At 32.0% G+C, this 19,377-nt stretch carries 19 protein-coding genes and 1 pseudogene; 9 read left to right on the top strand and 11 right to left on the bottom strand.

The genetic code is table 11. The annotated features are described in order from the left end of the window. The 4 genes from BB045_RS01830 to pepT form a co-directional block, all read left to right on the top strand. A partial coding sequence (locus BB045_RS01830; RefSeq protein ID WP_142236917.1) for a transposase occupies nt 1-479 on the top strand: 479 nt, incomplete at its 5' end. A 197-nt stretch (nt 480-676) separates the two neighbouring features. After that, on the top strand, nt 677-1,438 hold the full coding sequence (locus tag BB045_RS01825) for a threonine/serine exporter family protein (RefSeq protein ID WP_070581411.1): 762 nt from the start codon (nt 677-679) through the stop codon (nt 1,436-1,438). A gap of 16 nt (nt 1,439-1,454) precedes the next feature. Next, nucleotides 1,455-1,949 carry a threonine/serine exporter family protein gene (locus BB045_RS01820; protein ID WP_037548592.1) on the top strand — a complete coding sequence of 165 codons (495 nt, stop codon included), beginning with the start codon at nt 1,455-1,457 and terminating at the stop codon, nt 1,947-1,949. A gap of 14 nt (nt 1,950-1,963) precedes the next feature. After that, complete coding sequence (pepT, locus tag BB045_RS01815) at nt 1,964-3,193, top strand: peptidase T (protein WP_070581412.1); 1,230 nt, start codon at nt 1,964-1,966, stop codon at nt 3,191-3,193. Between the two features lie 75 nt (nt 3,194-3,268). On the opposite strand, the gene BB045_RS01810 is transcribed toward pepT, so the two are convergent. From BB045_RS01810 to BB045_RS01800, 3 genes are all read right to left on the bottom strand, one after another. Then, nucleotides 3,269-4,390: a glycerate kinase gene (locus BB045_RS01810; RefSeq protein ID WP_070581413.1), complete on the bottom strand. Its 1,122-nt coding sequence runs from the start codon at nt 4,388-4,390 to the stop codon at nt 3,269-3,271. A 310-nt stretch (nt 4,391-4,700) separates the two neighbouring features. Further along, nucleotides 4,701-5,021 (bottom strand): bacillithiol system redox-active protein YtxJ, encoded by a 321-nt coding sequence (ytxJ, locus tag BB045_RS01805; protein WP_070581414.1) that lies wholly within the window; start codon nt 5,019-5,021, stop codon nt 4,701-4,703. Nucleotides 5,022-5,153: 132 nt separating this feature from the next. Then, complete coding sequence (locus BB045_RS01800; protein WP_070581415.1) at nt 5,154-6,029, bottom strand: EMYY motif lipoprotein; 876 nt, start codon at nt 6,027-6,029, stop codon at nt 5,154-5,156. Nucleotides 6,030-6,138: 109 nt separating this feature from the next. Between BB045_RS01800 and BB045_RS01795 the strand changes: the two genes are divergently transcribed. The 3 genes from BB045_RS01795 to BB045_RS01785 all read left to right on the top strand — a co-directional run bounded on the left by BB045_RS01795 (nt 6,139) and on the right by BB045_RS01785 (nt 8,014). Further along, on the top strand, nt 6,139-6,654 hold the full coding sequence (locus BB045_RS01795) for a GrpB family protein (protein WP_070581455.1): 516 nt from the start codon (nt 6,139-6,141) through the stop codon (nt 6,652-6,654). Nucleotides 6,655-6,743: 89 nt separating this feature from the next. Continuing rightward, nucleotides 6,744-7,667, top strand: coding sequence for a UDP-N-acetylmuramate dehydrogenase (gene murB, locus BB045_RS01790; RefSeq protein ID WP_037536374.1), 924 nt, complete (start codon nt 6,744-6,746; stop codon nt 7,665-7,667). Between the two features lie 32 nt (nt 7,668-7,699). Continuing rightward, the gene (locus tag BB045_RS01785) at nt 7,700-8,014 is read left to right on the top strand and encodes a CHY zinc finger protein (RefSeq protein WP_029376644.1); all 315 of its coding nucleotides are present in this window, start codon (nt 7,700-7,702) and stop codon (nt 8,012-8,014) included. 57 nt (nt 8,015-8,071) lie between these two features. Here BB045_RS01785 and BB045_RS11810 read toward each other — a convergent pair. The 8 genes and pseudogenes from BB045_RS11810 to nrdI all read right to left on the bottom strand — a co-directional run bounded on the left by BB045_RS11810 (nt 8,072) and on the right by nrdI (nt 16,915). Next, nucleotides 8,072-9,107, bottom strand: a pseudogene (locus BB045_RS11810) (ferrated catecholamine ABC transporter substrate-binding lipoprotein SstD). A 153-nt stretch (nt 9,108-9,260) separates the two neighbouring features. After that, on the bottom strand, nt 9,261-10,298 hold the full coding sequence (locus BB045_RS01770; protein WP_070441785.1) for a ferrated catecholamine ABC transporter substrate-binding lipoprotein SstD: 1,038 nt from the start codon (nt 10,296-10,298) through the stop codon (nt 9,261-9,263). 115 nt (nt 10,299-10,413) lie between these two features. Continuing rightward, nucleotides 10,414-11,196, bottom strand: a complete 783-nt coding sequence (locus tag BB045_RS01765; protein ID WP_070581416.1) for an iron ABC transporter ATP-binding protein — start codon at nt 11,194-11,196, stop codon at nt 10,414-10,416. Then, complete coding sequence (locus BB045_RS01760; RefSeq protein WP_070581417.1) at nt 11,193-12,152, bottom strand: iron chelate uptake ABC transporter family permease subunit; 960 nt, start codon at nt 12,150-12,152, stop codon at nt 11,193-11,195. Before BB045_RS01760 ends, BB045_RS01765 begins: the two co-directional genes overlap by 4 nt. Next, nucleotides 12,142-13,110 carry an ABC transporter permease gene (locus BB045_RS01755; protein WP_037548531.1) on the bottom strand — a complete coding sequence of 323 codons (969 nt, stop codon included), beginning with the start codon at nt 13,108-13,110 and terminating at the stop codon, nt 12,142-12,144. Before BB045_RS01755 ends, BB045_RS01760 begins: the two co-directional genes overlap by 11 nt. A 242-nt stretch (nt 13,111-13,352) precedes the next feature. Next, nucleotides 13,353-14,321, bottom strand: coding sequence for a class 1b ribonucleoside-diphosphate reductase subunit beta (gene nrdF, locus BB045_RS01750; protein WP_011276423.1), 969 nt, complete (start codon nt 14,319-14,321; stop codon nt 13,353-13,355). Nucleotides 14,322-14,448: 127 nt separating this feature from the next. Beyond that, nucleotides 14,449-16,554, bottom strand: a complete 2,106-nt coding sequence (nrdE, locus tag BB045_RS01745; protein WP_070581418.1) for a class 1b ribonucleoside-diphosphate reductase subunit alpha — start codon at nt 16,552-16,554, stop codon at nt 14,449-14,451. Further along, on the bottom strand, nt 16,517-16,915 hold the full coding sequence (gene nrdI / locus BB045_RS01740) for a class Ib ribonucleoside-diphosphate reductase assembly flavoprotein NrdI (RefSeq protein WP_070441796.1): 399 nt from the start codon (nt 16,913-16,915) through the stop codon (nt 16,517-16,519). Before nrdI ends, nrdE begins: the two co-directional genes overlap by 38 nt. 799 nt (nt 16,916-17,714) lie before the next feature. On the opposite strand from nrdI, the gene BB045_RS01735 reads away from it, so the two are divergent. Both BB045_RS01735 and queF read left to right on the top strand, forming a co-directional pair. Continuing rightward, nucleotides 17,715-18,578, top strand: coding sequence for a DMT family transporter (locus tag BB045_RS01735; RefSeq protein ID WP_070441799.1), 864 nt, complete (start codon nt 17,715-17,717; stop codon nt 18,576-18,578). Nucleotides 18,579-18,604: 26 nt separating this feature from the next. Next, the gene (gene queF, locus BB045_RS01730) at nt 18,605-19,105 is read left to right on the top strand and encodes a preQ(1) synthase (protein ID WP_011276427.1); all 501 of its coding nucleotides are present in this window, start codon (nt 18,605-18,607) and stop codon (nt 19,103-19,105) included. The last annotated feature ends 272 nt before the right edge of the window (nt 19,106-19,377 follow it).

Genomic DNA, 19,377 nt, shown 5'->3' with positions numbered 1-19,377 from the left:
AACGATATTGGAAACTATTTCTTAAACCTTTTGAAACGCTAGAAGCATTTAATTATCATAAAGTCCATTTATTTAAAGAGTGGAAAACCGAAAAAGGCATTATAAATTACTTATTAGGTGTAGATATAGAATTATTTAATACATATCACTACGTTCATGAGCTAAGAAGATTATTAAAAGAAAATCAAATAGAGAAATTTAATCATAAACTCTTTTCTATTCATCTTTCAGATGTGTGTACTAAATTACGCCCAGTCATTAGAACTTTAAGACGATTAGCAGCTTTCATTGAAAATACTATGACATATTCTAACCTGACCAACGGTCCGTTAGAAGGAATTAATAATAAAATCAAACTCATTAAAAGGGTATCTTTTGGTTATAGAAATTATGATAATTTGCGTAATCGAATTATTATAACTTCGCGACTATTTGCCTCAACAACAAAGAAAGAGATTAAACAACCTAAGGTTGCTTAATCTCAATATTTGGACTCATCAGTCCGATTTGACGTAGAGCCACTTTTTATATGTAATTATACTTAATTTCATGTTAGCAACGGCCTAGATGTGGTATGAATACTAAACGTACTATTGCAAGTTACGTGTGCAAGTTGTACACTTCAAATTGTCTATTGAAATAAATTCAATTATCTAATGTTACGGAGGTGCCGTTTATGTCAGATTCAATCACTATTATCGATGAAAATAAAGTGATTGATGTAGTTTTAATAGCTGGTAGAATTCTTCTAGAAGCTGGCGCGGAAACTTATCGTGTTGAAGATACGATGAATCGTATAGCTCATAGTTATGGTTTACATGATACATATAGCTTTGTAACATCAACAGCCATTATCTTTTCACTCAATGATCGAACAAATACACGACTTATTAGAATCCGTGAACGTACTACAGATTTAGAAAAAATCGCACTCACTAATAGTTTATCTAGAAAAATTTCCAGAAATGAATTAACCATTGATGAAGTAAAATCTGAATTAATTCATTTGCGCCGAGCATCATTGCAATATTCATTTTTACTAAACTTTTTTGCTGCTGCAATTGCCTGCGGATTCTTTTTATTCATGTTTGGCGGTGTAGCATCTGACTGCTGGATTGCTGTTATAGCTGGTGGAGCTGCTTTTCTTACTTTTAGTTTAGTACAGCGTTTTATTAAAATTAAATTCTTCTCAGAATTCGTTGCTTCCGCTGTCGTCATCACTATTGCAGCCACATTTACCAAACTTGGTATTGCCACGAATCAAAATATCATTACCATTTCAAGTGTAATGCCACTTGTACCTGGTATATTAATCTGTAATGCAATTCGAGATTTAATGGCTGGTGAATTATTAGCTGGAATGTCTAGAGGCGTGGAAGCTGCATTAACTTCATTCGCCATCGGTGCTGGTGTAGCCATCGTTTTACTAATTATTTAAGAAAGGCTGTTTATAAATGTTATTTTATTTATTCCATTTTACTATTAGTTTCATTTCTACAGTACTCTTCTCAATTATTTTCAATGCACCGAAGCGACTACTCGCAGCATGTGGTTTTGTAGGTGCTGTAGCATGGACAATTTATCAATTCACTGTAGATATGGATTTAGGAAAAGTAGGTGCCTCATTTCTAGGAAGTTTAATACTCGGGTTACTTAGCCATGTTATGAGTCGTCGTTATAAGCACCCTGTTATCATTTTTATAGTGCCCGGAATTATTCCACTTGTTCCAGGTGGAACTGCATATGAAGCAACACGTTATCTAGTCTCAAATGATTATACGCAAGCAGTGAATACTTTCTTAGAAGTTACACTTATTTCTGGTTCAATCGCATTCGGCATTTTAGTAGCAGAAATCCTCTACTATATTTACACACGTATAAAGCAGTATTATGATAAAATTAAAGGTAAAACATATAGAAAATCTTATAATATGAATAATAGAGTCTAAGGGGATGTCTTGCTATGAAAGCACAGCTTATAGATAGATTATCACGTTACGTAAAAATTGATACACAATCTAATCCGGAATCTTCAACTACACCTTCAACTGAGAAGCAATGGGATTTATTGCGTTTATTACAACAAGAACTTGAAGGTTTTGGCTTAGAAACGGATCTCGACGACAATGGATATTTATTTGCGACGTTAGAAAGCAATGTATCTTTCGACGTCCCTACCGTTGGGTTCCTGGCACATGTTGATACATCACCAGATTTTAATGCCAGCAATGTGAATCCGCAAATTGTAGAACAATATGATGGTAAAACAATTAAATTAGGTGATACTGGTCGAGTATTGAGTCAAGAAACTTTTCCAGAATTAAAAAAACTTGTAGGTCATACGCTAATGATTACTGACGGCACATCACTGTTAGGTGCAGATGATAAAGCTGGAGTTGTCGAAATCATGGAAGCAGTAAAATATTTAATAGAACACCCAGAAATCAAGCATGGTCGAATCCGTATCGCATTCACGCCAGACGAAGAAATTGGACGAGGTCCTCATAAATTCGATGTGGAACGTTTCAATGCAGATTTCGCTTATACAATGGACGGCAGTGAATTTGGAGAATTACAATTTGAAAGTTTTAATGCCGCTGAGGCTAAGATAACTACACATGGTGTGAATGTCCATCCAGGATCTGCTAAAAACATCATGGTCAATGCTATCTCATTAGGCCATCAATTTCATAGTCTACTACCCGCTGGCGAAGTTCCTGAACGTACGGAAGACTATGAGGGATTTTATCATTTGATGAAATTCGAAGGTAATGTTGAAAAAACAACATTACATTATATCATTCGTGATCATGATAGAGAATCATTCGAATTACGTAAGAAAAAATTATTAGAAATTCGTGACGATATTAATGTCCATTATGAAGATTTCCCAGTGAAAGTAGATATAGAAGATCAATATTATAATATGGCTGAAAAGATTGAACCACATCCATATATTATTGATATTCCTAAAAAAGTGTTCAATGATTTAAGTATAGAACCAAACACTGCACCTATTCGTGGTGGAACTGATGGTTCACAATTATCATTTAAAGGCTTACCAACTCCTAATATATTTACAGGTTGCGGTAATTTCCATGGACCTTTTGAATATGCGTCAATCGATGTAATGGAGAAAGCAGTGCAAGTCATCATTGGTATTGCTCAAGAAGTCACACATCACCATAAATAAACATAATGAATAAGGCAAATCGTAATTACCATGCTTATATAGGTAATTGCGGTTTGCCTTTTGTTAGTTATTCATTTATACATTATTTAATGTCGTTTTTAATAATCTAAGTGCTTGAACAGTAAAGTGTCGAATTTGTATACCCATTTTAAAGTCTGTGTATCTTTCTGGCATCTCTACGAAAGTATTAAACATTGCTGTAACATGGTACTGATCAAAGACATCAAATTTGTCATCAGTCGCACAAATAGCAATAGCAGGTTTATTATGTTTTTGCGCTAATTCTGCAATCGTTAAAGTCGTTGTTTCAAGTAAGCGATCCTCTTCTTTAACACCTTCACCAAAGATGATTAAATCCGCCTGAGAAACTAAATCATCTAAATGTGTTATTTGGTTAACCAATTCATGACTTGTTAATATTTCAGCATCGTACAATCCATTTAATAATGCTGCAATACCACCACCAGCGCCACCTCTTTCGATAGGACCCATAGCAATTTTCATTTCATTTTTAACAAGCTCACTGAAGTACCAAATTAAATTATCTATTTCTGCCGCTTTTTCTCGTGTCATTTGATGTGTTTCATAAGTCTTCATAATTTCACTATGCTTACCATATAATTTACTAGAAAAATCAGACATCAATTTAATATGGGCATCTTTGAAATTTTGAGGTATTGCAGAAAAATCTATTCGACGAATAAATTTAATCACTTGAGCACCTTCACGTGCATCTAGAAGTTCTCCTTCATCATTATAGAATTGAACACCTAAAGCTTGCATCATCCCAATACCACCATCGAAACTATCGATGCCACCAAGTGAAATAACAATGTTATCGGCTCCATTATTCAGTGCATCTATAATTACTTCTCCTAAACCGTAACTTGAACGTTGTTCAACCGGTTTTTGTCCTTTTATAAATAAATTCCCCTCAATTATAGTTAATCCTTGTTCAGTTTGACCATAAACTGTTTCAACTTCCTTCATATCCGCATCATGCACATTTACTCTATATTTCGTACCTGATTGCCATAAGAACACCGAATCCATTAGTTCATGACGCCCATTAAATAATGGCACTTGTACAATATCAGCATCTTCAATTTGACTGGCTACCGCTTCTTCAACGAAGCGATTCGCTTGATAACTTGAGATTATACCGTTAAATTCATCCATTGCTACTAATATTTTCATCTGTTAATCACCTCATGCCATTTTCTTTATTTATATATTGATTTAGATGTTATACATTCGACTTCACTTTCACATTATACATGGGTTGTCTCTACTTTTCATAATAATAGCTGTTGCAAATAGATAAATAAAAACAGGAGTGATACGGAATTCATCTAGAATTCATTGCCCACTCCTGCATGGATGACTAGAGCTGAGAAGCCATTGTGTGGCCAGTCTCTCAGATTTGTCAGCTACTGCACTTTATAATGCAGTCTAAACTATTATTTTTAACCTAAACACGTTTACTATTTTTAATTGTTGATAGTTGTTATTCTTCAGCTTGAGCTAATGAAGATACATTAATATCACTGTGACTAGCATTCCAAGTTGCTTCACCATCAATAAAATAGAATGCTTGTGGCGATTCATGTTTCACATTTGTCTTTTCAGCGATATAGTTAGAAAGTTTTCTTTCTTCTTGAACGACTAAGTAATAGCCATCCATATCTCTTTCATATAAAAATTTATTAAATTGATCGTATGCATCTGCTGAGATTGGACAAGTATCACTATGTTTAAATACAAATACATATTTATTATCTTTAAGTACTTGCTCAAACTGGTCAATCGAACTTAGCTTTATAGCCATTCTATTCACCTCTAAAATTATTTGTGCCCATGTTGCTCTTTATAATCTTTATAAACTACTCAATGGGTTCAATTATACACATTTCAAAGTCCATTGTTAACCAGAAATTTTAATTTTATCAACTATGTCTATCTATTGCTTTTTTAACTTTTTCAAATCTTCGGAAAAACCACTTTTATCCTCACTTAATTCTTTACCCGTTTTCGGTAACTTTTCTACATCAATTTTAGAAAGTTTTTTATCTATTTCAATGGTAGTTTCTCGCGTGTCATAGTAATTCAATAAATTATAATACATTTCAATCGCATTTTTGCGAGCACTGTTGACTTTTGGGTCAGTAATATTGGTTTGGTTTAATTCTGTAATTTGCTTCTCAATTAACGGTTTAATATGTTCGTCAATTGCTTTCTTAGAATTAGTATCATCACTTTCTAAGTATTTTTGTGCAGCTTCTTTAAGATTTTGATTGTTACTTTCAATTTTAGATGTTAACTGATTGGCATCTTCTTGATTAGTTGCCTTTTTAATTTGCGTTTCTACTTGTGAGCGATTACTTTCAAATAACTTTGTATAATCCAAGATATCTTCATTCGCCTTAATTGACTTATTACATAAATCTACAAAGGTTTTAATATCATATATAGATTGTTTTTCCTGTTTTACATTTTCTAAGTACTTGTTCTTTAAGTCTTTAACATCTTGATGTTCAGCTGGTAATTGTTTAGCTGACTTTTCATATTTTTTAAATTGAGGAATTAAGTGTTTGTTAATATCTTTTTGTAGTGCTTCAAACTCTCTTTTATTCTTATCAGTGGTGTCCGTCTTGCTCAATTGATCCAATTGTTTCAAGTGAATCTTGTCCATTACAGTTTTAAGATCTTTCTTCTCATCTTCAACCTTATTAAGTTGTGTTTGAAAATCCTTTAAGTCCGCGCTACTTTGATTGCCACACGATGAGAGCAATATGCCACATATCAACATTATAGAAAGTATTGCTAATTTCTTCATAAATGCACTCCTATCAACACGTATTATACCTAAAGCTATTTATATTGAAAATGATTTGTGTTATAGTATTTCAGAATTTGTCAAAACTTATAATTTAAAGGAGATACGAATGTACTCAACCGTTCAACCTTTTATTCATGGCGACACTCAATCTGAATATGACACATTATATCAAAAGACTAAAACATCATTATTCAACTTACTAGATTCTCCTGTAAAGTTCACGCAACATATTGGAGGCACAAGTCATTTTAATTATGCAACTGAGCCCATTTTAGATGTTTTAGTTGGTGTAAATAATTTACATGATATCACAGCTCTAGATGAGAAACGATTAAATTATTTAGGCTTTTATCGTCTCCATCACCCCTATAAGAAGAAAGTTATGATGGCTAAATTCAATAATATGATTGATTTGAGACAAACCATTCGCCTACACATTATTCAAATGGACACACCCTTATTCGAACAGTATATTGAAGTAGACAAAGTACTTGCAACACAATCAGATATAGCACGTCACTTTTCAGAAAAAAAGACTTCTATTATCCAACATGTTAATTATATAAGGCCATACGAAAATCAAAAACAGAAATACTTTGAAGATATATTTCAAAAGTTGTAAAACTTTGAATTCTGTTGTCGTTTTCGCAAATCATCTATAAAATTGCTATAATAAAAATTAGATTATAGAAGAGAAGAAAGGATGTACTTATGTTAAAGCAAGAAGACATCTTACAAGATTTAAAATCCTTAATACCTGAAGATATTATTAAAGTAAATGAACCTTTAAAACGATATACATACACCGAGACAGGTGGAAATGCAGACTTTTATTTATCTCCCACTAAAAATGAGGATGTACAAGCTATTGTAAGATACGCTAAAGAAAAAGATATCCCGGTCACATACCTCGGAAATGGGTCAAACATTATTATTCGTGAAGGTGGCATTCGTGGTATTGTTATTAGCTTATTATCATTAAAGCATATTAATGTTTCTGATGATGCTATTATTGCTGGAAGCGGTGCTGCAATTATAGATGTTTCACGTGCTGCTAGAGACCATGTGTTAACAGGTTTAGAATTTGCTTGTGGCATTCCAGGTTCTGTCGGAGGAGCTGTTTACATGAATGCTGGCGCATATGGTGGTGAAATCAAAGATTGTATCGACTACGCGCTTTGTGTTAATGAAGAAGGTGATTTAATTCAATTTACTAATAAAGAATTAGAATTAGATTACAGAAATAGTATTGTACAAAAGCAACATTTAGTTGTACTTGAAGCTGCTTTTACACTTGAACCAGGAAAATTAGACGAAATTCAAGCGAAGATGGATGACTTAACTGAACGTCGTGAGTCTAAACAACCACTAGAATACCCATCATGTGGTAGTGTGTTCCAAAGACCACCGGGTCATTTTGCAGGAAAATTAATACAAGATTCAGATTTACAAGGTTATCGCGTTGGTGGCGTAGAAGTTTCTAAAAAACATGCAGGATTCATGGTTAATGTAGATAATGGAACAGCTACTGATTATGAAGATTTAATTCATCACGTACAAAAAGTAGTGAAAGAAAAATTCGATGTCGAACTTCATCGTGAAGTTCGAATTATTGGAGAGCATCCTGAAGAATAGCAACTATATATGTTGATGGGAGACGATGAATGATGCCAAAGGTTTATGGCTCACTTGTAGACAATGAAACACGATGCACACATTACCATACTTTTTTAGATGTTATAGCAATAAAATTCAAATGCTGCAATAAATATTATCCGTGTTATCAATGTCACGAAGAACACGAAACACATCCTATCAAAAGATGGTCAGAACAAGAATTTGATGAAAAGGCAATTATGTGTGGTGTATGTAAACATGAAATGTCTATTCAAGATTATATGATGACAGAGCTATGTCCTAAATGCCAAGCACATTTTAATAGTCGTTGTAAATTCCACTATCATTTATATTTTGAATTATAATAAAGGCTTAGTAACAATCTTTCAATTGTTACTAAGCCTTTATACTTTGAGTTTTTATTATTTTAATTTTTTCAAGATTTGATTTAATTCATCAATTTGTTTGATTATTGTCGAAGTTGAACCAGCGCTAAAGTACCATAGTTTAGGATCTAATTCATAAACATTACCATTTTTAACTGCATTTACATCTTTAATTACATCATTAGATAACGTTTGTTTTGCACTTGATTTGCCACTTACAACTTGTCCTCTATCCATTGCTAAGATAATATCAGGATTTTTACTTGTAATATACTCATTATTAATATTTTGGCCATGTGGACTTGCTTTGACATGCTCATCTGTAGGTTTAAATCCTAATGTATCCTAGATTAAATCTCCAAATCTACCACCTGGTCCAAATGTAGATAATTTACCTTCATTAACTAAAAGATACATTATTTTCTTATCTAATTTTTCAACTTTCGTTTTTGTATCCGCTATTTTTCATTCAACTCTTCAATTAATGATTTAGCTTTATCTTCTTTACCATAAATTTTTCCTAATTTAGTTGTTACAGATTTCATATCATTTATATAATTTTTCTCACTGGCACCAACATAAACGATTTTAGCGTCTGGTGCAGCTTTTTTAAGTTCATCTATATTCTTCACTGTTGCTGTTCTTCCAGAAATATAAATGACCTCTGGTTTAGATTTAGCTATTTTATTAAAATTAATTTGTATTAAATTACCAGTATTGATGTATTTATCATCTTTGAATTCTGAAGGAAATTCAGGTAACGCAGCATTTTTCTCGCCTTTAGGTAATCCAATAATGCGGTATTGAACGCCAAACGCTTTTAATACATCAACGGCACCATAATCAAAGGCAATTGCACGTTTTGGATTCTTCGGCACATCAACAGTTTCTTTAATTTCTTTGGCATCACTTTTATCTTTTTCTCGCCTCTTGTCTTATAATTATTTTCAATTTGAACTATGTCTTTAATGTCATTCCTCTTCGAAGTATCATTGTTACCGTCAGAGCTTTTACCACACGCTGTTAAGACTAAAGTAAGACTTAATATTAAAAACAAAATTATTTTCTTCATCGTTGCAACATTCTCTAGTTGCAATATTAAGTGATAACAATTATCAATATCACTTAAATTATATTACTTTATTATAAAATAATTTTCAACACTAATTTTAGTCAAAAAAATATCGCCCTATTCTGGGCGATATTGAAAACTTATACCATCAATTTATTTATCGACTACTTCTTCTAATTCATCAATTTGTTTCATAGTTGTTGTAGTTGAACCAGAAGCAAAGTACCATAATTTAGGATCTAATTGATATACTTTATCATTTTTAACTGCATTAACGTCTTTAATAACATTATTACTTAACACTTTTTTAGCAGTTGATTCTCCGCCTACAACTTCACCACGGTCCATTGCTAAAATAACATCTGGATTATGCTTGCTAATATATTCATTATTTACGTTTTGACCATGTGGACTATTGCTAACATTCTCATCTGCTGGTTTAAAGCCTAATGTATCAAATACTAAACCACCAAATCGACCTTTAGGACCAAATGTTGATAATTCACCTTCATTTACTAATAAATACATTACAGTTTTATTGAACTTCTTAGTTTCATCTTTCATTTCAGATATTTTTTCATCTAAGTCTTCGTTAATGTCTTTGGCTTTATCTTCTTTGTCGTAAATTTTACCTAAGTTTTCAGTGTTTTTCTTCATGTCTTTAACTAAGTTTTTCTCATCCGCACCTACGTAAACGATTTTAGCGTCTGGTGCAGCTTTTTTGAATTCATCTAAATTCTTCTGATTTGCCGTTCTACCTGAGATAAATATAACTTCTGGTTTAGCAGCAGCTACTTTGTCGAAATTAACTTCTTTAAGATTTCCGGTGTTAACATATTTATCATCTTTAAATTCTTTTAAGAAATCAGGTAATGATTCGTTGTTTTCACCTTTTGGTAAGCCTTTTACTTTATCAGCCACACCTAATTCTTTAAGTACATCTAAAGCACCATAATCTAAGACTACTGCATTTTTAGGATTTTTAGGAACTTCAACAGTGTTGCTTACTTTCTTAGCGTCACTACCATCTCGTTCTTTACCTGAAGCTTCGAAATTATTCTTAATTTTCACAGTTTCTTTTGAATCTTTGCTATCACTCTTAGAACCTGAATCGTTACTACTTGATTCATTACTACAAGCTGATAAAACTAATACTAAAGATAATACTAAAAATAAGACTGTTTTTTTCATATGTACGACTCCTCTAAAAATATTTAACCTTTATGCTGCTCATCAATTGAACTTCTCTCTTGTCTACGTCTTCGAATAGCATCACCCCTTTGAAATATCAGGTTAAATTATTTAATTATAAAAGTGAGTCAAAAGTGTCTTCATCGTAATACAAACAAATTCGTTGTCCTCTAATTTCTTCGATATGAACATCCATCTCGTATAATTTTTTTAAAATCTCAGCTTGTATAACGTTATCTTTTGTATCTGCTTTGACAATTTCACCATTTTTTAGTGCAATGATGTCATCTGAATAGCATGAAGCAAAATTTATATCGTGTAGAACAATGACAATCGTTTTATTTAAGTCTTTGCAGAGGCGGCGTAACGTCTGCATAATCTGTACAGAATGTTTCATATCTAGGTTGTTTAACGGTTCATCTAATAATATATAATCTGTATCTTGAGCAATTGTCATTGCAATATAAGCACGTTGTCTTTGACCACCAGATAACGTTTTTATATTTCGATGACGAATATTCTGGAGTTGCAATAAGTCTAGGGCATATTCAACTTGTTCATAATCTTCTTTCTTCATACGACCTTTTGAATATGGAAATCGACCAAAATTAACTAATTGCTCAACTGTTATATTCATTTCTGTATGATTTGTTTGTTTTAAAATACTTAATTTTTTAGCTAAATCATCATTTTTATAATCTACGACAGCTTTACCTTCAATCTTAATTGTTCCCTTTTCATACTCAAACAGACGACTAACAGCAGACAGTAAAGTACTTTTACCGGCGCCATTAGGTCCTATAAGCGATGTTAGTCTACCTTTTTGAATGTCGACGTTAATATTTTTTAAAATTGGCTTATTCTGTATAGCTTTGTCTAAATTTTTAATTTCAATCAATTTGCACTTCTCCTTTTGATAAGTAAGTAAATGAAGTAACTTCCACCGATTAAATCAATGATTAAGCTAAACTCTGTTGTCGCTTCAAATAAATTCTCAACGATCCATTGCGCCATAAATAAACTAATCCAACTAATTAATATCGTCGCTGGCAATATATATTTATGTTCATATGTCTTCATTAATTCATGGGCTAAATTTACAGTTAGTAATCCTAAAAATGTAACAGGACCAACTAAAGCAGTGGAAATAGAAACTAATAGTGCCACTAATATGAGTAGCAAGCGCGTCATTGTCTCGTAAGAAACACCTAAATTGATTGCTTGTGCTCTTCCAAGTAGTAGTACATCTAAATATGGACGTATTATCACGGTAATAATAATTAAGACAAGCAATAAACATATAGATACTAATACCAATCGTGAGTTTGAGGCTTCGAAACTCGCAAACATGGCACTTTGAACCGCTAAGAATGACTCAGGATCCATGATTAGCTGAATAAAGCTAGTAATGCTTCGGAAGAATGTTCCTAAGATGACTCCTACAAGTAAAATGAAATATACTGAGAAATGTCCTAATTTAAACATGCCTTCAAAAAGCAATAATGAAAATAAGACCATCGCAATTAACGTCACAAAAAAGTTTAAATACACATTTGTAACCACTGCTGCTTGCGTACCGACTAAAAAAACTGGCAACACTTTTACAAATAGATAAACAGAGTCGAGACCCATGATTGATGGTGTTAATAATCGATTCGTTGTTATCGCTTGAAATATAACAACTGATGCCCCTATAGCACCACCAACAATGAGTATAAGTATTAATTTTCTTAATCGACTCTGAAATTGATATTGAAAAATTTCAAAGTCTAAACCTACTAATAAGTAAAATGCTGCCATGCAAATTGTCGCAATAATTAATATGATGATTTTCTTGTTAGAACTAATTTGCATAATGCTTTCTACCTTTCATTAGTAAGATTAGGAATATCACTGTCCCAAATACACCTATCGTTAATCCAATATTAATTTCATAAGGATAAACGATTAATCTACCGATGATATCAGCGAATAATACAAATATTGACCCTAACATCAACGTATGTGGAAGTGCATTTTTCAGATGGTCCCCTCTATACATTGAAATAATATTAGGTACAATGAGACCTAAAAATGGCAAAGTACCTACAGTAACAACAACTAAAGCCGTCAATGCTGCTGTAATAAATAATGCAATGTTTATAATTTTTTCATAACTTACACCCAAATTATGACTAAAGTCTTTCCCCATACCAGCAATCGTAAAATGATTCGCAAAAATAAATGCGATAATGAGTAATGGAACTACAAGATAAAGCACTTCATAACGTCCGCTTGTGATAATTGCAAAGTTACCATTCATCCAGTTGCCAATACTTTGTAATGCATTGGTTCTTAACGCAATAAAAGTAGTAAAGCTAGATACAATACCACCGATCATAATTCCTAATAATGGTACGAATATAACTTCTTTAACACGAATCAAATTAATTAACTTCACAAATAAATATGTCCCTGCTAAACTCAATCCTACTGAAAATAGCAACTTGATTAGGATGTGACCTTTCGGAAAAAAGATTAGCGAAATTAAAATACCTAACTTGGCCCACTCCATTGTTCCTACCGTAGTTGGACTTACAAATTTATTTTGCATCATCTGTTGCATAATTAATCCTGCTAACGCGAGTGAACTACCTGAAAGTAGGATACTAACCGTCCGTGGAATACGACTTGAGAACAAAATATTTTGTTGCTCTTCACTTAAGTGGAAAATATCTGAAAGAGAAAGCTGACTCACTCCAACAAATAAGGAGACTATAGTTAAACAAACTAATAAAATAAGTAAAACATAACCCTTAAATAAAAACTTCACTAATAATTCTCCTCATCTTGCTATATGTATTAAAATGATAATCGTTATCACCGATAATATTATCATTGTTGTTAATATTAAAGATTACAGACGTGAATTTCAATAGTATTTTTATACATAAGTAAATATTTATTTTTGTTCAAATACGATGTACTCTTTTTGATACAAAAATAAGCCACTAAATTCGTAGTTGTTATCAACAACACTGAATCTAGTGGCTTATTAATGTTAGTCTTTGATAATTAATTATCAAAAATGAAATCTTCGTCTTGTAAGGCTTCTACATTTAATGCCAATGTGTATCCGTCACCTTTAACTGAGAAGAAATCATGGTTTTTAGTTGTAGTATCTAATGCATTTTCAATGATAGGATTAAATTCTTTTTCTTCAAAGTATGGTTCAAAGCCTAAGTTAGATAATGCTTTGTTTCCATTGTATTGGACATAGTTCAATACATCTTCACTTAAGCCGATATCATCGTATAACATATGTGTATAAGATACTTCATTAGCGTATAAATCTTCTAATAATTTATACATCTCTTTATCTGCTTTTTGTTTTTCATTTTCAGATAGTTCGTTACGTAAACTTTGAGCATCTAATCCTGTAAACACACCATGGATTGATTCGTCTAGTAAAATCTTTCTAATGATTTCACCAGAAGTAGTCATTTTACCTTGTCCAGCTAAATACAAAGGATAATAGAAACCAGAGTAGAATAAGAAGGTTTCTAAAAATACACTTGATACCCTTGCAATATATTGATCATATATAGAGGCTTCTTTGCCCCACAATTTGTGATAGTTTTCAATAATTTTATCAGATTTATATTTTAAATGAGGCTCTTCTATTACCCAAGTATCTAGTAAATAGTTTGTTTCACTAGATGGAAGTAAAGTTGTAAATATATGTGAATAACTTTTCGCATGAATTTGTTCCATCATTGCCATAAATGAATACACTGCTTTTTTACGTAAGTCTGTTGTGTGTAACATAATTAACGGCATACCATCATCCGCTTGATGTGTATCCAATCCTGTTAATCCTGCTAACGCACGTTTGAATGTATTCTTCTCGTCTTCAGTTAGTGTCTTCCAACTTGCAATATCTTTTGATACTTTAAATTCTGTTTCTACCCACATTTGAGAAATATTTTGACGCCAAAACATATTCGTCATATCTTCTTGGGTATTCCAATTGACGGCCTTCATTTATAAATCCTCCTTAATTACTAAAAAGCAAATCTCATTCGTTTAGAGGATAAGTTGAGAGTCATTTTTAAGTTTTGACTCTACAACCTTCCTCCTTTTCAAATTTTGTTATCTTAAGTTTCTTAAATTAGATAGCACAGCTTGTACATTCTTCTACACTCAATAATTTGTTACGAGTATAATATAGCGATTTAAGCCCTTTATGGTGAGCATAAACATATAATCTTGATAATTCACGTGTTGAAATTTCAGAATTCACATATAAAATTGTTGAAATACCTTGGTCCACGTGTGTTTGAATCGTAGCGATTAAATCTATTAATTTCATTTGGTCAGTATTGAATGCTGATTTATAATACCACATTGTTTCAGGAGACAAGAATGGCATTGGATAAAATGTTTCAGCATTACCATAAGTACGACGTTCAATTTGATCAACAATTGGCATAACTGAACTTGTTGCATTTTGTACATATGAAATACTTTGTGTAGGTGCAATTGCAAGTCTATATGCATGATATAAACCATGCTGTTGAACTTGTTCTTGTAATGCTTTCCAATCTTTAGCAGTTGGAATATCGATGTGATCAAATAGTCGTTTCACTTTCTCAAATTTAGGTTCAAATTCTTGAGAAGTATAAAACTCAAAGTATTTACCACTGGCATAATCTGATTGATCAAAGTCTTGATATACTTCACCACGTTCTTTCGCAATTTCCATTGAACGTTCTATTGAATAATAGTTCATCATCATGAAGAAAGTATTTGCAAAGTCTTTAGCTTCCTCTGATTCATATCCTATTTTATTTTTAGCTAAATAGCCGTGTAAGTTCATTACGCCTAGACCGACAGAGTGTAACTCACTGTTAGCTTTTCTCACGCCTGGTGCGTTTTGAATATTTGCTTCATCACTAACTACTGTTAATGCATCCATACCTGTGTGAACAGAATCTTTAATTTTACCTGTTTCCATCACATTTACAATGTTTAAAGAACCTAAGTTACAAGATATGTCACGTTTAATTTCATCTTCGATACCATAATCATTAATCACTGATGTCTCTTGTAATTGGAAGATTTCTGTACATAAATTACTCATTTTAATTTGACCAATATTTGAATTGGCATGTACTTTGTTAGCATTATCTTTAAACATTAAGTATGGGTAACCTGATTGTAATTGTGTTTGGGCAATCATATTCAACATTTCTCTTGCGTCTTTTTTCTTCTTAACGATATTAGGGTTTGCAACCATGTCATCATAGTATTTTTCTAAATCAATATCATCGAGTGTTACACCATATTCTTGTTTAACCGTATGTGGCGCAAACATATAGAAATCTTTGCCCTCTTTTGCCAAATCAAAGAATTTAGACGGCACTATAAGACCAGTAGAAATTGTTGATAAACGTAAGTCTTCATCAGCATTTACCTTTTTAGTGTCTAAGAACTCTTCTACATCATAATGGAAGATATTTAAATATACTGCACCTGCACCTGGACGTTGGCCAAGTTGATCAGCATAGCTAAATCCGCCTTCTAATGCTTTGGCAACTGGTAACACCCCTTTGGCTACACCTTTAATACCTTTGATGGCTTCACCACGAGCACGTAATTTAGAAAGATTTATTGCTACACCACCACCAATTTTACTTAATTGCTTGGCAGTAGAATCAATGAAATTGATAGAGTTCAAGCTATCATCTACCTCTAATAGGAAACATGATACTAATTCACCACGACGTGCGCGACCAGCATTCAAGAAAGTTGGTGTTGCAGGTTGATAACGTTGCTCAACCATTGCTAAGATAAATTGTTTCGCTTGCTGCTTATTACCATCCGCTAAATATAGTGCAACGATTGCGACATGTTGATTATAATCCTCTAGATATTGTGATTTATCATTAGTTTTTAGCGCATAATCTTTATAAAACTTACTAGCAGACATATAGCTTGCAAATTCAAAGTTGATAGATTTTGCGAATTCAGTGATTTCAACTAAATCTTCTTCGCTATATTTGTCGAAGACATTAAAATAAAAATTATTATCTACTAGATAGTGTAAACGTTCAATCTCACTGTCAAAATAAATTGTTTTATCATGGATTTCTTCTAGATAAACCGCTAATGCTTCTTGATCTTTCTCCAAGGTAAAGAAACCATTTTCTTTACGTTTCGTAACTTCATTATTTAGTTCAATATGATTGTACTTTTTCTCGTTCATAATTTTCATTGAAATGCCCCACCTTATTTTTAAATTCAATAACATCTTTATTAGAACCTTGTACTTCAAATTTCATTAATAAAGGTACATGGTATTTTTCGGAAATTGTTCTACCCGCTTTCGCAAAGTTTTGTCCCCAGTTACGGTTACCACTTGCCACGACAGCGCGTAAATTATGATGATTAACTTCTAAAAACGATTGTACTTCTTTAGGCACTTCACCAAATCCAATTGTTCCCGTAACTAAAATATAAGGTTCTTCAAATGGATCTGTACAATTATCCTTAGTAATTTCCATTACATCTGAAATTTCACTTCGTTTAATAAATCTTCTTACATTACCTGAAAAAGAAAAATAAACTACTTTCATTGGAACGCCTTCTTTCGTCAATCCATAATATTAATTAAAAAGAAGTTCTCTTAGAAGTTCTCTTAATAGATAAGAAAACTTGTTAGACAATAAATACGACATATTTTAGACATTTAATTGGATGTTAACTAGCTGATGATTAATATACTAAAAGAAGTGACTTTCATTTCTAGCCACTACATGTAGTATTTAGACTAAAATTTCAAGACTATTTCATCTATATGCTCGTTCGTATTAATAGTATTAAATTAGGAATTTCAACTTAAAATCAGTGTGAAATTGCCTTTAAAATGAATAATTTGTATAACACAAACTTTTTATACAACCACAACATGTTGTGGTTCATTTCATGTTTTAGTACTATATTCTGTGTTTCATTATACAGAATTGCTCTCTTAATTAAAAGTAACTATTTCGTGACAAAAGTTCGGAAAAACGTCTGAATGTGCATCAGACCAACTTATATTGACGCAAATAATTATTTTTGAATATTTGATGTGTTTTAGTTGCATTTTTAGCATCTAAATAAACTATTGAATTGTCGGCATTCTTGAAGTCCAATCATTTAAATTATCAATATATTTTGCGCAATTATTCAAATGTTAATTATATTTTGCTCCAAAAACACGAATATAACATTTGTAAAAAAATAGTATTTAACGTGTTTTTAACATAAGTAGAACATTTGTTCGTATTTAAATAATAATACATCTTGGTATTATTTTCAAGTATTCATGCATTAGCATTTGAATTATGCTACTATATATACGGTAATTTATTACAAATGAGGCGATTAACCTTGAATCCAAAAGTTAAAGGTATTATTGCAATTTTAATTTCAGCTGTCGGTTTTAGTTTTATGTCAGTCTTTTTTAGACTCGCCGGAGATTTACCTGTATTTCAAAAATCCCTAGCTCGAAATTTTGTTGCAATGTTCATACCATTATTCTTCATATTTAAATATAAACAACCTATGTTTGGGAAATTAAGTAGCCAACCCCTTTTAATTTCTCGATCTACACTAGGCCTTATAGGTGTCTTATTAAATATATACGCTATAGATCATATGGTATTAAGCGATGCGGATACACTGATGAAACTTAATCCTTTTTGGACGATACTACTCAGTTTAATTTTTCTTAATGAGAAAGTTCGAAAATATCAAATCATTGCTATGATTGTAGCAATCTTAGGTATGTTATTTATCGTTAAACCAGAGTTTTCTTCAACAATGATTACTTCTTTAGCTGGATTATTTTCAGGTATCTTTGCTGCCTCTGCGTACACATGTGTTCGTGCATTAAGTAACAGAGAAGCACCATATACTATTGTTTTTTATTTTTCATTATTTTCAGTTGTCGTTTTAATACCGTTTTCAATCGCAACTTATGAGCCAATGACGACAATACAAATAATTTATCTTTTAGGGGCAGGTCTTTCTGCTGCAGTTGGCCAAATCGGTATTACACTAGCCTATAGTTTTGCACCTGCAAAAGATATTTCTATCTTTACGTATGCTTCAATCATTTTTACGGCTATATTCGGATTTATATTATTCGGTGAAACACCTGATTTCTATGCCCTTATCGGTTATGTCATTATTATTGGTGCAAGCTATTATATGTTCGAAAAGGCACGACGACAAACCGCTATAACAAAATAACGATCTAACACTAAGGAGTGATTCAATTGACTCAAGGACGTCAAAAAGAAGAACTACAAGATATTACTTTATTAGGTAATCAAAATAATAAATATGAATTTGACTATACACCAGAAGTTTTGGAAACATTTGATAATAAACATCAAGGACGCGATTACTTCGTAAAATTCAATTGTCCTGAATTTACATCTCTTTGCCCAATTACAGGTCAACCAGATTTCGCAACGATTTATATTTCGTACATTCCAAATATTAAAATGGTAGAATCTAAGTCATTGAAATTGTACTTATTTAGCTTTAGAAATCATGGGGATTTCCATGAGGATTGTATGAATATCATTATGAATGACTTAATTGACTTAATGGACCCACATTATATTGAAGTTTGGGGCAAATTCACTCCACGAGGCGGTATTTCAATAGATCCATACACTAATTATGGACGCCCAAATTCTAAATATGAGAAGATGGCTGAACACCGATTAATGAATCATGATTTATATCCAGAAAAAATAGATAACAGATAAAAGATTAACTTAACCACTAAATTGTCAAACAATTTAGTGGATTTTTTCATTATTTGTGAGATTTTATTTAAATTTACTATTGCCTATTAGTGAATTAAAGCGTATTTTATTATTATCATCTAAAATTCCAAAAGAGTAAGATGATCTAAATAAAGCAACTTATTCGCATACAATTTTAAATCATCAACTCATTGACTGAAATTTCTGATAATTTCTATTTTTAAGAAATTAATCAATTACACCTATCATATTCATGATTTTAAACTTCAGTC

The sequence above is a fragment of the Staphylococcus sp. MB377 genome, assembly GCF_001922505.1.
In the GTDB taxonomy this organism is placed as follows: Bacteria; Bacillota; Bacilli; order Staphylococcales; family Staphylococcaceae; genus Staphylococcus; species Staphylococcus haemolyticus.
Note: the sequence above shows the minus strand (reverse complement) of the source record. Positions and strands in the feature narration are given on the sequence as shown.